At 43.3% G+C, this 13,911-nt stretch carries 18 protein-coding genes and 1 pseudogene; 8 read left to right on the top strand and 11 right to left on the bottom strand.

Annotated elements, in window-relative coordinates; all coding sequences use genetic code 11:
* Positions 1-2: 2 nt before the first annotated feature.
* Complete coding sequence (locus G7Y90_RS03770; RefSeq protein WP_250163438.1) at positions 3-728, bottom strand: aspartate/glutamate racemase family protein; 726 nt, start codon at positions 726-728, stop codon at positions 3-5.
* Between the two features lie 335 nt (positions 729-1,063).
* Here G7Y90_RS03770 and G7Y90_RS03765 point away from each other — a divergent pair, with 335 nt between their 5' ends.
* Positions 1,064-1,237, top strand: coding sequence for a DUF2798 domain-containing protein (locus G7Y90_RS03765; RefSeq protein WP_250163437.1), 174 nt, complete (start codon positions 1,064-1,066; stop codon positions 1,235-1,237).
* Between the two features lie 449 nt (positions 1,238-1,686).
* On the opposite strand, the gene G7Y90_RS03760 is transcribed toward G7Y90_RS03765, so the two are convergent.
* The 10 genes and pseudogenes from G7Y90_RS03760 to G7Y90_RS18390 form a co-directional block, all read right to left on the bottom strand.
* Positions 1,687-1,986, bottom strand: a complete 300-nt coding sequence (locus G7Y90_RS03760; protein WP_250163922.1) for an oligopeptide/dipeptide ABC transporter ATP-binding protein — start codon at positions 1,984-1,986, stop codon at positions 1,687-1,689.
* A 195-nt stretch (positions 1,987-2,181) separates the two neighbouring features.
* Positions 2,182-2,709 (bottom strand): annotated as a pseudogene (locus tag G7Y90_RS03755) (ATP-binding cassette domain-containing protein); the annotation flags it as partial.
* Positions 2,710-2,715: 6 nt separating this feature from the next.
* On the bottom strand, positions 2,716-3,249 hold the full coding sequence (locus G7Y90_RS17685) for an oligopeptide/dipeptide ABC transporter ATP-binding protein (RefSeq protein WP_284143820.1): 534 nt from the start codon (positions 3,247-3,249) through the stop codon (positions 2,716-2,718).
* Positions 3,227-3,916, bottom strand: a complete 690-nt coding sequence (locus G7Y90_RS17680) for an ATP-binding cassette domain-containing protein (protein ID WP_284143819.1) — start codon at positions 3,914-3,916, stop codon at positions 3,227-3,229. Before G7Y90_RS17680 ends, G7Y90_RS17685 begins: the two co-directional genes overlap by 23 nt.
* Positions 3,917-3,928: 12 nt before the next feature.
* Positions 3,929-4,834, bottom strand: coding sequence for an oligopeptide ABC transporter permease OppC (oppC, locus tag G7Y90_RS03745; RefSeq protein ID WP_060490135.1), 906 nt, complete (start codon positions 4,832-4,834; stop codon positions 3,929-3,931).
* Between the two features lie 90 nt (positions 4,835-4,924).
* Entirely contained in the window at positions 4,925-5,368 is a 444-nt protein-coding gene (locus G7Y90_RS03740; RefSeq protein ID WP_250163436.1) for an ABC transporter permease subunit, read from the bottom strand.
* Positions 5,302-5,466 (bottom strand): hypothetical protein, encoded by a 165-nt coding sequence (locus G7Y90_RS03735; RefSeq protein WP_250163435.1) that lies wholly within the window; start codon positions 5,464-5,466, stop codon positions 5,302-5,304. The genes G7Y90_RS03740 and G7Y90_RS03735 overlap by 67 nt, the downstream gene beginning before the upstream one ends.
* Positions 5,451-5,762 carry an ABC transporter permease family protein gene (locus G7Y90_RS03730; RefSeq protein ID WP_250163434.1) on the bottom strand — a complete coding sequence of 104 codons (312 nt, stop codon included), beginning with the start codon at positions 5,760-5,762 and terminating at the stop codon, positions 5,451-5,453. Before G7Y90_RS03730 ends, G7Y90_RS03735 begins: the two co-directional genes overlap by 16 nt.
* Before the next feature lie 371 nt (positions 5,763-6,133).
* The gene (locus tag G7Y90_RS03725; protein ID WP_349773397.1) at positions 6,134-7,417 is read right to left on the bottom strand and encodes an ABC transporter substrate-binding protein; all 1,284 of its coding nucleotides are present in this window, start codon (positions 7,415-7,417) and stop codon (positions 6,134-6,136) included.
* A complete protein-coding gene (locus tag G7Y90_RS18390) occupies positions 7,329-7,802 on the bottom strand; it encodes an ABC transporter substrate-binding protein (protein WP_349773396.1) in 474 nt (157 codons plus the stop codon). The genes G7Y90_RS03725 and G7Y90_RS18390 overlap by 89 nt, the downstream gene beginning before the upstream one ends.
* 867 nt (positions 7,803-8,669) lie before the next feature.
* On the opposite strand from G7Y90_RS18390, the gene G7Y90_RS03720 reads away from it, so the two are divergent.
* The 7 genes from G7Y90_RS03720 to G7Y90_RS03690 all read left to right on the top strand — a co-directional run bounded on the left by G7Y90_RS03720 (position 8,670) and on the right by G7Y90_RS03690 (position 13,836).
* A complete protein-coding gene (locus G7Y90_RS03720; protein ID WP_250163433.1) occupies positions 8,670-8,870 on the top strand; it encodes a hypothetical protein in 201 nt (66 codons plus the stop codon).
* An 11-nt stretch (positions 8,871-8,881) separates the two neighbouring features.
* Entirely contained in the window at positions 8,882-9,247 is a 366-nt protein-coding gene (locus G7Y90_RS03715) for a DUF2157 domain-containing protein (RefSeq protein WP_250163432.1), read from the top strand.
* Between the two features lie 207 nt (positions 9,248-9,454).
* Positions 9,455-9,718, top strand: coding sequence for a hypothetical protein (locus G7Y90_RS03710; RefSeq protein ID WP_250163431.1), 264 nt, complete (start codon positions 9,455-9,457; stop codon positions 9,716-9,718).
* On the top strand, positions 9,711-10,919 hold the full coding sequence (locus tag G7Y90_RS03705; protein ID WP_250163430.1) for a DUF4401 domain-containing protein: 1,209 nt from the start codon (positions 9,711-9,713) through the stop codon (positions 10,917-10,919). Before G7Y90_RS03710 ends, G7Y90_RS03705 begins: the two co-directional genes overlap by 8 nt.
* On the top strand, positions 10,916-11,593 hold the full coding sequence (locus tag G7Y90_RS03700; RefSeq protein WP_250163429.1) for a GDYXXLXY domain-containing protein: 678 nt from the start codon (positions 10,916-10,918) through the stop codon (positions 11,591-11,593). The genes G7Y90_RS03705 and G7Y90_RS03700 overlap by 4 nt, the downstream gene beginning before the upstream one ends.
* A 172-nt stretch (positions 11,594-11,765) precedes the next feature.
* Positions 11,766-12,743: a zinc-binding dehydrogenase gene (locus tag G7Y90_RS03695; RefSeq protein WP_250163428.1), complete on the top strand. Its 978-nt coding sequence runs from the start codon at positions 11,766-11,768 to the stop codon at positions 12,741-12,743.
* Positions 12,744-12,828: 85 nt separating this feature from the next.
* Positions 12,829-13,836 carry a YhdH/YhfP family quinone oxidoreductase gene (locus G7Y90_RS03690; protein ID WP_250163427.1) on the top strand — a complete coding sequence of 336 codons (1,008 nt, stop codon included), beginning with the start codon at positions 12,829-12,831 and terminating at the stop codon, positions 13,834-13,836.
* Positions 13,837-13,911: the final 75 nt, after the last annotated feature.

Here is a 13,911-nt window from a genome sequence, read left to right as displayed (position 1 = left end):
GCTTAAATACTTTTATCAGTCCGCGCTACTCTAAAAAAATCCACCGCTGCCGCTGCATGAATCAAAGTGGTATCAAATACGGGAATTGGGCTGTCTGCTTGTTTAATAAGCAGTCCAATTTCTGTACAGCCTAAGATGACGCCCTCTGCGCCTTGATCTGCTAAATCTTTGATCACCTGCTGATAATACTGGCGCGAGCTGTCTTTAAATTGACCGACGCACAGCTCTTTTTTGATAATTCGATGTACCTCTGCTCGTGCATCACTCTCTGGTATCAACACTTGAAGCCCTGCATCCACCAAACGCTGCCTATAAAAATCTTCCGTCATCGTAAACTGAGTGCCTAGTAAGGCAATTTTAGACAGATTCTGTTTTTTGATGGCGGCAATAGTGGCATCAGCGATATGAATAACGGGTAAATGCGTCGCGGCTTGCACATCATCGAGTAATTTATGCATCGTATTAGAGGCAATCATGAGCCCTTGTACGCCAGCGGCTTGCAAACGCTGAGCACTGCTGGCCATGATTACACCCAGCGCTGCCCATTCATCTTGCTCTTGGTGCTTATTAATCAACGCAAAGTCCACGCTATGTATGAATAAATCTGCTGAATGTAAGCCACCCAGCTTATCCTTGACACCCTCATTTATCAGCCGATAATAGCTTTCGCTACTCTCCCAACTCATACCACCGATGATGCCCAATGTTCGCTGCTTGTGCACGGTCATTTTATTGCCTTATTCGTGGGTTGTAATCGATTTTATCGTAGCAAAATTAATCATCTTTAGTTTTTTATTTTTCAGGATTTTTATTTTGATGCATGAGACAACAGTCATTAAAATATAACGAATCCACCCATTGATATAACGATTTTATCCACTCAACAACATACGATATCATGGTTAGTAATGACGACACATGACGCTACGCCCATCGTTCATCGTTCATCAAACGCCACCATCACCATGTAGGACACCCCACACTATGGCAAAATTCCCTACCATTAGAATACGCACACGGCGCAAGTACTACCGGCTTATTTCACCTTTTTAATGGCACGCTAATGTCCACGATTATCTCAACTGCATTGCTGCTGATCAATGTAGGATTCGTCGATGGGTTCTTTATCACGCTGTTTCACTCATGGAAATATGCCTTTATAGTCGCGTGGCCGAGCGCTTATATTTGCGCCTATCTCATCCAAGAGCATTTGCTCAGTCGTATTGAGTTTTATTGAACCAGCTAGAAGTTAAAGTATGAGAATGCCATGATGAAGCATTGCTGTGTACTGATGGTAAATCATCATGCCGCTATGAATTAAGAAATCTGTGGTCGTATGCACAGCCTTGCTGAAGGCATTTATGTGAAGATAAAAGGGTATTTTTTGATTGAATATTAGGGACGTTGAGTCATCTTATAATAAGTAACTGGATCTGGATAAGAGACTTTAATGACCTTCCTAATTACTCCCGTAATAAAGCCATCCCCAAGCCATCATTGTGGTCAGCTAACAACATTAATTAATATTACTTAATGAAATGGCTATTGATATCGGTGAAACTGATTGATTGATGCTAACTGCTGACGTTTAAAACCAATGAGTAAAAGTATTAGATTGTATTAAGAGCATTTGAATAAGTACGCCTGCTTTTAATACAGTCAATATCCATAAACCAAAAACCACTTTTAAGCCACCTCGACCTTATTCTTTAAACAAGCCACTCGGTGATTTATAGTGCCTTCTAACACGGGCTTAATCTGTGCGCATTCCTCATCAGCTAGTGGGCAACGGGTGCGAAAAACGCAACCTGACGGCGGATTGATTGGACTGGGTAAATCACCCTCTAATAACTGAATGACCTTGTTACGTTCAGCAATAGGGTCAGGTAGCGGTACAGCAGACATCAGTGCTTTGGTATAGGGATGAGTCGGATTGCCGTATACGGCTTTGTTCAAACCCAGTTCGGCGGCGTTGCCTAAATACATGACCAAGACTCGATCAGCAATGTGCTTAATCACAGAAAGATCATGGGCAATGAAAATAAGCGCTAACCCCATCTCTTCTTGCACATCTTGCAATAAATTAATGACCTGCGCCTGAATCGAGACATCAAGGGCGGAGACTGGCTCATCACAGATAATAATTTTGGGCTTTAATATCAGTGCTCGAGCAATGCCTATTCGCTGGCACTGACCTCCTGAAAACTCATGCGGATATCGGTTAATTTGATTGGACAGTAGCCCCACCTTTTTCATGATGGCGCGTACCTCGTTTTGCACCTTAGGCTTCTTCATTTCAGGATAATAAGTGCGAAGAGGCTCGGCGATAATATCCCCTACCGTCATGCGCGGGTTAAGTGACGCCAGCGGATCTTGGAAGATCATTTGAATGTCTTTTCGCTTTAATCTCATGATCTTTTGGACGCACCCACCATCTCTTCATCACAAAACTGATACTGCCAGAGTCAGCTTGTATCAACCCGATAATAGTACGAGCAGTGTTGATTTACCGCAGCCTGATTCGCCTACCACCCCTAAAGTCTCACCAGCAAATAGCTCAAACGATACCCCATTAACTGCTTTTAGAGTGACAGGCTTCTGCCAAAAGTAAGTGCCTTTTTGTTTGATATTAAAAGTGGTATGAATGTCCTTTACTTGCAATAACGGTGCTGGATTATTGCTTTTGGCGCTATCTAAATTCTTTATCATCATGAGCTAGCCCTCCATCCCTGATTGATTATTGGCATCGATATCTGCTGAGCTATCTAGTGAGTGATCAACGGGTGTTTCAGAGTGCCAGTGACAAGCGCGTTGACGCTCGTTCGGTAGAAATTCCAGCGGTGGCGGTGTATCACGGCAGATCTCCATAGCATGAGAACAGCGCTCATAAAAACAGCCTGCAGGCAAATCTAATAAATTTGGTGGACTACCTGGAATGGTTTCAAGCTTGCCCATATCGTTATCTAAACGCGGAATCGCTTTTAGTAGCCCGATAGTATATGGATGACTTGGGGCATAAAAAATCTCTTCAGTCTCTCCATACGCCATGGTACGCCCAGCATACATCACCAGTACTCGATCACAGATACCCGCCACAACCCCCAAATCATGGGTAATCATAATAATGGTGGTGCCAAAGTCGCGTTTTAGCTCGTTTAATAGAACCATAATCTGTGCCTGAACAGTCACGTCGAGCGCGGTGGTTGGCTCATCAGCAATCAACAACTTAGGGCGACATAATAATGCCATCGCTATCATGACCCTGACGCATACCACCTGAGAACTCATGCGGATACATGCCAATACGGTTCTTGGCTTCTGGAATCTTAACCGCGTCTAGCATTCGTATGGATTCGGCCCAAGCGTCTTTTTTACTCATGCCTTTATGTAAAATCAATACTTCAGCGAGCTGGTCGCCTATCTTCATATAAGGATTTAATGAGGTCATCGGATCTTGGAAGATCATCGCGATCTGCTCGGCACGAATTTTATTTAGTGCTTTTTGTGACAATCCTAGTAGCTCATTACCCTCAAAGCGTACCGAACCTTTGGCATAACCGTTATTTGCCAATAACCCCATAATAGCAAACGCTGTCTGCGACTTACCTGAACCGGACTCACCAACGATACCTAAGGTTTCGCCTTCATGTAGGTTAAAATTTAAGCCATTAACCGCCGTTACTAGACCCTCTTCGGTCGTGAACTGTACCGATAAATCTTTGACTGCTAACAAGGTATTTTCTGCATTAGCTGGCTTATCGAGCGCTGAACCAGTACCCATCTTAAAGGTAGTAGACTCTATTTTCTCAGTAGCACTAGGCGCGTTGGCGGCGTTATGAATCTTTTGAGTTGTTATGTTTTTATCTTCCATACTTTTACCTTCCATGCTTTTATCCTTCATACTTTGGTTTTTCATGATGTCACCCTCTTAGCGATCTTTAGGGTCAAACGCATCACGCAGACCGTCGCCAATAAAGTTAAAGCAAAATAAAGTAATGACCAAAAAAGCTGAGGGAATCAAAATCTGCCAAGGTGCTACCTGCATGGTTTTTGAGCCTTCTTGCAACAGCGCCCCCCAACTGGTCATCGGCTCTTGAACACCAAGTCCCAAAAAGCTTAAAAATGACTCAAACAAAATCATCGTTGGCACTAATAAAGAGGCGTAAACCACCACCACCCCGAGTACATTGGGCACGATGTGGCGTAAGATAATATTAAAGCCTGATACGCCGCCTACGTGCGCAGCTTCGATAAACTCTTTACTCTTCAGGCTTAGCGTTTGCCCGCGAACGATACGCGCAACATCCAGCCACGATACCAGTCCAATCGCCACAAAGATTAAGATAAGGTTACGACCAAAGATAGTGACTAATAAAATCACAAAAAACATAAAGGGGAAGGCGCTTAAAATCTCTAATACACGCATCATAACAGTATCGACTTTGCCACCAAGATAGCCTGACGTTGCACCGTATATCGTACCGAAAATCACTGCAACCGTAGCGCCGGCGACGCCTACCATCAAGGAGATACGACCACCTACTGCGGTTCGCACTAACAAATCACGACCGAGTGAATCAGTACCGAAGTAGTGCTTATTATCGATGGCTGGCGCGGACTGCATAAAGTTCCAGTCGGTTTCGGCATAACCAAAAGGTGCTAACATCGGTACAAAGATGACGAAAGCTGCCACGAGTAGCAAGATAAAAAGACTGGCTACGGCGGCCTTGTTGCGATAAAAACGGCGCTTAGCATCTTGCAAAAGGCTGCGGCCTTTGATTTCCTGAGCCCCTATTTCTGCTAGGTCAGTTGTCTGGTCTGCGGTAAGGCTCATAGTCGTCCTTTTAATAATCTATTTAGCATAATAATAATGAATGATACCCATCAAACCGTATTGGAATGATAATGCGCTTAAATGGTCGTCTTAATACTGAATTTTTGGATCAATTACCGCGTATAAAATATCGACGATAGCATTAAAGGCAATGGTCAATACCCCGACTAAAATGGTCAAACTAAGCACTACCCCATAATCACGATTGAGTGCGCCGTTAATGAATAACTGTCCAATACCAGGTAAACCAAAGATAGTCTCAATCACAATAGAGCCTGTAATAATACCGACAAAGGCTGGGCCCAAATAAGAGATAACGGGTAGTAGTGCGGGTCTCAGCGCATGCCTCATCATTATTTGGCGCATCGGCAAACCTTTCGCCTTAGCCGTTCGGATATACTGGCTATTCATCACCTCGATCATCGAGCCGCGCATGATACGAGCAATACTCGCAACATAAGCGAGCGCTAAAGCGGCGACTGGTAATACAAGGTTTTTGAGTGCCCCGTCATTCCGCCACCAGCTGGTAGCCATTGCAAAATAATGGCAAAGATCAGCACTAATAATGGCGCTTTAACGAAGCTTGGAATCACAACGCCTGTCATAGCAAAGGCCATCAGTACGTAGTCCATGAGTTTTGCTTAAGGGCTGCGATAACACCGAAGATAAGTCCTAAGACCAATGCCAATATAAAAGCGTATAGACCCAACTCCATAGAGACAGGAAACGACTGCGACAACAGCTCGTTAACCGTATAATCTTTATACTTAAAAGACGGTCCAAAGTCGCCTACCGCTAGCTGCTTTAGATAATTAACATACTGTAGCCACATAGGATCGTTGAGATTGTATTTGGCCTCGATATTTGCCAGTACCGCAGGTGGCAAGCTACGCTCACCCGTAAACGGACTGCCTGGCGCCAAACGCATCAAAAGGAGACCGTGATCAATACGAATAAGGTCGGAATGGCTTCTAAGATACGCCGAAAAATCAGTTTTAGCATAATGCCTTTTATAATGATGCTTATTTTTCAGCTAAATTAAAATGAGATAACTAGCACAAACCTAACGCCCAGTTATCGTTCAACTAGCAATCTTCAATGACTTGGTTTTAAATAAACGATCGATAATCGTCGTTTATAAATAACAAAAGTTTCATCTAACACGCCTAATAAGAGTGGCTGTGAAAAATGAAACTAATGACGCTATCAGCGTTATTTAATAAGAGCGATAAATGAAACCAGCTGCTTTTACCGCCCTCAGACATTCAATCGATAGTTATTCAGCGATCAGTCAAACGATTAGTGCTTAGCAATTGAGAGATTTTTTACCTGCCAATTGTCTAATATATCCTTAGTTGGAAACCCAATGACATAAGGTTTTACTAGACGCGGGCTGACGTAATGATAAATGTTAAGTAAACCCATATCTTGATCGAGCTGAGCTTCAGCTTGCTTGTATAGGTTGGCACGCTGCTCAGGGTTAACGCCAGCTTTCAGCGTTTGCGCCATTAAACTGTCAAAGTTAGCATTATTGTATTTACCGTAGTTGCCACTATTATCAGATTTGGCAATATTTAAGAAAGCTGACGCTTCGTTATAATCACCACACCAGCCAGCACGCGCGATTTGATAATTACCATTACGGCGGGTATCCAAATAGGTTTTCCATTCTTTATTGGTCAAAGTCACATCGACGAAGCCGAGCGCTTGCTTCCATAGTGAAGTAGCCGCGACCGCAGTCTTTTTATGATTGTCATTGGTGTTGTATAGCAGCTCAAAAGTCAGCGGATTGCTATCGCTATAGCCTGCTTCAGTGAGCAGTTTTTTGGCCTCAGTAACCCGCTTTTCTTGATCCCAAGTCGACCATTCTGGACTATTTGCAATATCGCCATTGGTGGCAGGTGGTGTCAACTGATAAGCGGCCGTCTGTCCTTGACCGATAACTTTATCTGCAATGGTGTCGCGGTCCAAAGCTAAGGCTAAAGCGCGGCGTACTTTGGGATCGTTGAACGGTGGCTTGACCGTATTAAACTCGTAATAATAAGTACAAAGATAAGGAGATACGGTTAGCTGATCGCCTACTTGCTCTTTAAGCGAAGCGAACTGCTCGGTTGGAATCTCATTGTAGGTCACATCGATTTCACCCGCCTGATAACGTGCGACGTCAGTCGTACTAGAAGGAATCGGCAGGAAAGTGACGGTATCGATAGTCGTATTGGCATCGTCATAATAAGAAGCGTTGCGCGTTAAAACGATTTTGTCGTTAATTTGCCACTGGGTAGGCTTGTAAGGACCGTTAACCACGATGTTCTCAGGAGCTGTCCACTTATCACCAAAGGCTTCAACTGTCTTTTTATGAACGGGCTTGACTGAATTATGAATCAACATATCTGGAAAATAAGGGACTGGCTCTGATAACGTAATTTGCAAAGTTTTATCATCGATAGCCTTTACGCCAAGGGTTTCAATGCTTGCCTTACCATCAACGATTTGATCAGCGCTGACTACTTTGGCATCGACCAAATAGCTTGAATACGGCGACGCAGTATTTGGATCGACCAAGCGCGCGCATACTGTAGACAAAATCTTCTGCCGTTACTGGATCATCATTTGACCATTTAGCATCGCGCAGCTTAAAGGTCCATACTTTATTGTCTTCGCTTTCCCAACTGGTTGCCATTGCTGGAATGGTCTTACCTTCGGTATCCGTATTGGTTAAACCTTCTAACATCTGGCGGCCAAGGGTAGATTCTGGTACACCCGATACTTTGTGTGGATCAAGTGATTCAGGTTCAGTACCATTATTGACGACGAGCGCTTGAGTATCAGCCAGTACATTAGGATCAACGGCAGCTGCTTGGCTGTCAGTGCCAGACTTATCGCTACTACAGCCAGTTATAGACATGGCGAGCGCAAGAGAGGTAGGCAAAAATATAGAGGACAAAAAGTGATTAGGAGTGCGCATCATATAATAGCTATCCTTGCTGGTCAGTGGCTGGGCGGATCAACTAAATAGTAGTGATTCGAGTTAATATATCCGTATATTGACTATGTTTATTAACAATACTTTAACTAACTATTGGTCATATTGTAGACAACTATTAGTAATTAAAAACGATATAAATGTCAATAAGTTTTAATTCCTCGCCGATACTAACAAGCAAAATAAGGTTGCCGTCAAAGCAGTTTCGACGACCAAAAACCAGATGAGATTACTATTACTTTAGTAATTTTTATAGCTACTTATTACCTTTCATCAGCAATATGCTACCGCTCATTCGAAGCCTGTCTTATTACTACAAATTTCAGTTTCTAAATCACTAATTATCACTGTCAAGTGAATGAAATCAATGCTATCAAGCAATAAAACCCTAGTAGATATGATGAATTTTATTTATAAGACTATTGTTAATAACTAATCATTTGATAGAATTTTTAAGCCTATGCTGATGAATAATAGTGTGGTATTTTCGACACTCAAAACTAGACCTATTCGCTATTCAGAATCGTGCAACTTTTTCATTTTTGCAATTACTTATTTTTGTAATAGCTGAGTAAGATCATGATAAAAATCACTAAATTTAGAATAAATACCTATCAATATCACTATTAATTCCTTTTTATAAAGCTAATAACGCTGATCTTTTGATGAAACTTTGATTGTATAGTCGCGTGGCCGAGCGCTTATATTTGCGCATATCTCATCCAAGAGCATTTGCTCAGTCGTATTGAGTTTTATTGAGTTTTATTGAGTAAAAAACTATAAACTTTAGTACACCTGCCTCTCACAAAAAAGCTAAGATAAGCAACATTATCTTTTTATTTAGAGGACGCTATGAGCCAACCACGGCGTACTATCGAGCATTTACTCAAGCAAGGCATACTGCCATTGACGCATGCCAACGATGCAGCGATTCATTTGCAAGTCTATCCTAACAAACGCTCATGGCTGGTCTTTTTTGATAAAGCCATGCTGATTATCGGGGCGATAGCGCTGGTATTATCGCTGGTGTTTTTTTTGCCTATAACTGGATAAATATGGACAAAATGGGCAAGTTCGCTTTGGTCGAAGGGGCGTTATTTGTCACTATTGCCTTGTACGTTGCACTGTCTTTTAGGCGACGGTTTCAGCTTATCCGCCAATTATTATTGCTCATTGCCAGCGTGATTACGGGTAGCTTGTTGGCGCTGTTCGGGCAGGTTTATCAAACGGGTGCTGATACGTGGCAGCTATTTTTCGGTTGGGCCGTATTAATTGTTCCGTGGGTAATTATCGCCCGCTTCCCTGCGCTATGGCTGCTGTGGTTGGAGCTAATCAATACTGGTCTCATCTTATATTTCGGCGTTATGGACTTTGCCTTTATCAATTACTTCTATGAAGGTGTCTTGCAAGTAGGTGTGTGCTGCGGTTAATTTTGTGGCGCTAAACTTGTGGCTCGTGTTTATCGACCGTCAACCACCATCAGTCACACGCAGCCGATTTAAGTCCGAGCTGGATTGGAGCGCTTATGTCGTCGGTTTACTCAGCAGCTATTTTATTACCTACCTTGCCATTCTTTGTGTCTTTGATGACGCCAATATTGTAATGATGCTAATCACTTTGCTGCTATGGATGAGCTGGTGCGGATTTATAGTTTGGCGATTTTATTGGTATCGCATCAATCTATTAATGCTGACCTATTTATGTGGTCTGTCATTATCGTGGTGATGTTTTGGGCGGGTAAGTTGTTTTTAGACAATTTTGATATGGGTGGTTTTCTCATCTTAGCCCTATTATTGATTGGCATGAGTTCAGCGGCGGTTGTTTGGCTGCGTCATGCGGCACGTTTAAACAGCAAAAACAACCTCCCAAGTGCTGTCGTCAAAGGAGGTAATTATGAGTAATGATATGAATAATCAACACTCGGACAAGGTCCTTTTACAGCTGCAACAGCTTGGATTGATTGATGGCAATGTGATTGATGCCCGTACTGGTGAGACAAGTGTTAAGGCAACGATAGCGAATAATCACTCTCAAAACGATACTCCTTGGTTTATACAAATACTTTTTGGTCTTAGCGGTATTGTAGCGAGTCTGTTTCTAATCGCCTTTCTGTCTTTATTATTGTTTAGTACCAATGGCTTTGACAGTGTCATTGCCTTGTTAATCACGGGTATAGTGCTCAGCGCGGCGGGTTTTGCCCTATTTAGAAACAAGCAAAGCCGTGATAACACCTTTACCAGTAGCCTTGCCTTGGCTATTAGCTCGGCTGGGCAAGCCTACATTGCCTTTGCTTTATTTGATAATAATTTGTCACATCCTATAGATGTTTGGCTTTTTTTAATCGTGCAAGCCGTTATGACGGTCATTATGCCCAACCGTATCTATCGCCTATTGGGCAGCATAATGACGCTAGGTTTGACGGTTTATCTGCTTAACTATTATCATCTGCCTGAGGTTAGCTTGGGATTACTGGCGCTGATTACGACTGGCAGCAACTTATCACGCTATTCTCTATTGCAGCGTATACCTAGTAAATGGCGCGCGGATGCTTTTGATATTATTAAAGCCCTTGGTTACGCCAGCGCGCTGATGCTGTTGTGCGTTTCTGTGTACTTTATCGCCGCTGAACATAGTCATAGCCTTGCTACTTATTATGGCGACACTTTTCGCTACAATTACTATTTGGCGCAAGTACTGCTTACACTTGCCAGCCTTTATGCCGCTTATCTGATTCTAAAACGTTACGACGTTAAATTACTATCGGCAGCGGGACTCTTCATTGGTGGTGCGATTGTATTGCTTGGGATAATATCGATTTACGTCTCAGGACTGCTCGCGACCAGCCTTATCATCGTCATTGCGATCGCCAATAGCCAACGAGTGCTATTAGGTTTGGGCGTCACCGCCTTGGTCAGCTATGTATTTTGGTATTACTATCAGCTCGATACTTCGTTGCTAATCAAATCTCTCTCAATGCTAATCGTCGGACTGACCATGCTGATGGGGCGTTGGCTATTGATTAAACGCTATTTCGCTCACTCCCTTATCGACGATACTGATTTGACAATGAGCGCCAACGAACATCAGGAGCGCCACTCATGAAAAATAAAATTTTGACTAAGCGCTTGATTGATGACACGTCACCATCCACGCATTGGCTAAAAAAACGAGCCGTTACCATCACTGTTGCCTTACTTGGGTTAGCACTGATATTGGTCGTAATGACGATGAATATCATCAAATACGAAACCCATCTCACCACTGGCAAAACAGTATTATTAGCGCTGGCACCTGTCGATCCACGCGGTTTTATGCAAGGCGATTATATGGCGTTAAGCTATGCACTGGAGCGCGATATTTTTGATGCCATGCGCTCAAAGCACCCTCATTCAACACAAGACGAATTAGGCTCAGAACTAGATGTAGAATTAGACGAGTTTGATACAGATTTTCGTATTTATGAGCCAAGCGACGGTTATGTCATTGTGAAAATCGATGGTAATAATGTAGGACATTTTGTCCGCTTAGCTGATAGTAATAGTCGTGAAGAGTTAACTAAAAGTGAGCTGCCCATTTATTACCGCATCCGTAACGGCAGTGTGCAATTGGCGACCAATGCGTTTTTCTTTCAAGAAGGTCATGCTGAGGCGTTTGAAGCGGCTGAATATGGTCTGTTTCGCGTCAATGACAAAGGCGAGCCATTACTCACAGAGATGGTAGACGGTGATTTCACAGTCATCGTCGGCGACTTAAGCCAAGAGGATAAAGCCTCTTAGTAGACGTTAATGGTGCGACTACTTATTCGTTACTTATCATGCATTACTTCTCATGCTTTACTACACGCGATACGAGCAATACATAACATTCCTTAACTAAAGTAACATTGAGGGTACTGAGACAAACTTGTTACTGTTGCTCACAACCTAAAAATAAATAAAGGCAATGATTATGCGTAGCGCAACTTATAGTACCTTCGGTAAACCATCTGACGTTCTCAGTTTAGGTGACACACCTATTCCTGAACCAAAAGCCAATGAAGTCCGAGTCAAAATGGTACTCGCCTCTATCCACAACCATGATTTATTAACCATTCGCGGTCAATATGGCTTTAAACCTGAGCTGCCAGCGGTTGGTGGTAGCGAAGCGGTCGGCATTATCGATGCCGTCGGTCAGGATGTCAAAGACTTAAAAGTGGGTCAGCGCGTGGCAGCGGCGAGCGTACAAGCGACATGGGCAGAGTATTTTGTCGCCTCAAAAGACATGGTATTTGTCATGCCTGATAGCTTAGAGGACGAAATGGCGGCGCAGCTCATTGCGATGCCACTCAGCGCGCTGATGCTGATTGAGTTTTTAGCACTAAAAAGCGGTCAGTGGGTGATCCATAATGCTGCCAATGGCGCGGTCGGAAAATCGCTCGCCATGCTAGCCGCCGCGCGTGGTATTAACACCATTAATGTCGTGAGAAGTGACGATGCTATCAAGGAATTAGAAGCACTGGGTATCAAGCATAATATCAACACCTCAGATGACGATTGGAAAAATCAAGTAAAAGCCATCCTTGGTGATGAGAAAATCAGTGCCGCGGTTGATTCTATCGGTGGTGAGTCGAGTAATGATCTGCTGGCGTTACTGGGTCATGGTGGCACATTGGCATCGTTTGGCATCATGTCAGGCAAACCAATGGTACTAGATCCAACCCATATTATTTTTAAACAAGCAACGATTAAAGGCTTTTGGGGCAGTAAAATCAGTCAAGAAATGAGCGTTGAAAACAAACAGCGCTTGATTGATGAGCTGATCGAACGTGCTAACAATGGCAATTTAAAACTGCCCGTTGAAGCGACGTTTGATTTGGCAGATATCGTCAAGGCCGTCGATGGTAAATTGCAGGCAAGTAAGAATGGTAAGGTGTTGTTAAAAGCATAAATGACTGTCTTACATACATCGATGTAGTTGCAAATGATGTACGTGCAAGTAAAAACACACACCAAATAACCTCATTAGGAATAATATGATGTCTAATAATAAAACCTTTAGAGCCTTAGTCGTCGAAGAAAATACCGACGGCAGCTTTAGCAAAAGTATTCAAGAACGCAACATCAGCGACTTGCCAGAAAACGACTTATTGATAGAAGTGCATTATTCCTCGTTAAATTTCAAAGATGCCATGTCGGCATCGGGCAATAAAAGAATTACCAAACAATATCCGCATACCCCTGGTATTGATGCGGCAGGCGTCGTGGTCAGTGACAAATCAGGTACGTTTACCGCGGGGCAAGAAGTATTGGTATTTGGCTATGATTTGGGCATGGATACGGATGGCGGTCTGGGTCAAATGATCTCTATCCCTGCCGATTGGGCATTGCCCTGCCCAAAAACGCTGACGTTAAAAGAAGCAATGACTTACGGTACGGGCGGCTTAACCGCAGCACTCAGTATCCAAAAACTAGAAAAAATGGGTGCAAAACCCAGTGATGGTCCAGTCGCGGTAACTGGTGCAACAGGCGGCGTCGGTACGATCAGTATCGCTATTTTGAGTCAGCTGGGTTATGAGGTGATTGCTTTCTCAGGTAAGCCAGAGCAAAGCGAGCATTTGAAAGCATTGGGCGCGAGCGAAGTGCGTCATCGCAATACCATCAATGAAATCGGTAATAAGCCTATCGGTCGTGAGCTGTGGGCAAATGCCATTGATACTATTGGCGGCGACTACTTACCCAACCTGCTAAAGCAAACCAAATCTGGCGGTGCGGTGACCAGTTGTGGTTTAGCAAGCGGCGCTGAGTTTTCGATGTCAGTGATACCTTTTATCACCCGCGCGGTGTCTTTATTGGGTATCGACTCGGTGTATATTCCACTGGCTGATAAAGAAGCCATTTGGCAGCGTGTCGCCACTGATATGAAACTGCCTAATCTAGAGAGCTATGGCGAAGAGATTACGCTTGAGCAAACGCCAGAATACTTAGATCGCTTTATGTCGAGCAAGGTGGTTGGGCGTTATGTGGTGAATGTGAAGGGATAGGGTTTTGGTTAGAAGATAGGTTTTTAGATAATGGCAGCACTCTTTTGGGGTGCTGCTTTTTTTTAAATAAATGAT

This window comes from Psychrobacter sp. WY6, from assembly GCF_018448495.1.
Taxonomy (GTDB): domain Bacteria; phylum Pseudomonadota; class Gammaproteobacteria; order Pseudomonadales; family Moraxellaceae; genus Psychrobacter.
Note: the sequence above shows the minus strand (reverse complement) of the source record. Positions and strands in the feature narration are given on the sequence as shown.

What these genes read in the sequence shown, in the direction of transcription:
- G7Y90_RS03770 (WP_250163438.1), bottom strand. Translation starts at nt 728, where the DNA reads ATGACCGTGCACAAGCAGCGAACATTGGGCATCATCGGTGGTATGAGT.
- G7Y90_RS03765 (WP_250163437.1), top strand. Translation starts at nt 1,064, where the DNA reads ATGTCCACGATTATCTCAACTGCATTGCTGCTGATCAATGTAGGATTC.
- G7Y90_RS03760 (WP_250163922.1), bottom strand. Translation starts at nt 1,986, where the DNA reads ATGTATTTAGGCAACGCCGCCGAACTGGGTTTGAACAAAGCCGTATAC.
- G7Y90_RS17685 (WP_284143820.1), bottom strand. Translation starts at nt 3,249, where the DNA reads ATGGCATTATTATGTCGCCCTAAGTTGTTGATTGCTGATGAGCCAACC.
- G7Y90_RS17680 (WP_284143819.1), bottom strand. Translation starts at nt 3,916, where the DNA reads ATGAAAAACCAAAGTATGAAGGATAAAAGCATGGAAGGTAAAAGTATG.
- oppC (WP_060490135.1), bottom strand. Translation starts at nt 4,834, where the DNA reads ATGAGCCTTACCGCAGACCAGACAACTGACCTAGCAGAAATAGGGGCT.
- G7Y90_RS03740 (WP_250163436.1), bottom strand. Translation starts at nt 5,368, where the DNA reads ATGGCTACCAGCTGGTGGCGGAATGACGGGGCACTCAAAAACCTTGTA.
- G7Y90_RS03735 (WP_250163435.1), bottom strand. Translation starts at nt 5,466, where the DNA reads ATGGACTACGTACTGATGGCCTTTGCTATGACAGGCGTTGTGATTCCA.
- G7Y90_RS03730 (WP_250163434.1), bottom strand. Translation starts at nt 5,762, where the DNA reads ATGCGTTTGGCGCCAGGCAGTCCGTTTACGGGTGAGCGTAGCTTGCCA.
- G7Y90_RS18390 (WP_349773396.1), bottom strand. Translation starts at nt 7,802, where the DNA reads ATGATGCGCACTCCTAATCACTTTTTGTCCTCTATATTTTTGCCTACC.
- G7Y90_RS03720 (WP_250163433.1), top strand. Translation starts at nt 8,670, where the DNA reads ATGAGCCAACCACGGCGTACTATCGAGCATTTACTCAAGCAAGGCATA.
- G7Y90_RS03715 (WP_250163432.1), top strand. Translation starts at nt 8,882, where the DNA reads ATGGGCAAGTTCGCTTTGGTCGAAGGGGCGTTATTTGTCACTATTGCC.
- G7Y90_RS03705 (WP_250163430.1), top strand. Translation starts at nt 9,711, where the DNA reads ATGAGTAATGATATGAATAATCAACACTCGGACAAGGTCCTTTTACAG.
- G7Y90_RS03700 (WP_250163429.1), top strand. Translation starts at nt 10,916, where the DNA reads ATGAAAAATAAAATTTTGACTAAGCGCTTGATTGATGACACGTCACCA.
- G7Y90_RS03695 (WP_250163428.1), top strand. Translation starts at nt 11,766, where the DNA reads ATGCGTAGCGCAACTTATAGTACCTTCGGTAAACCATCTGACGTTCTC.
- G7Y90_RS03690 (WP_250163427.1), top strand. Translation starts at nt 12,829, where the DNA reads ATGATGTCTAATAATAAAACCTTTAGAGCCTTAGTCGTCGAAGAAAAT.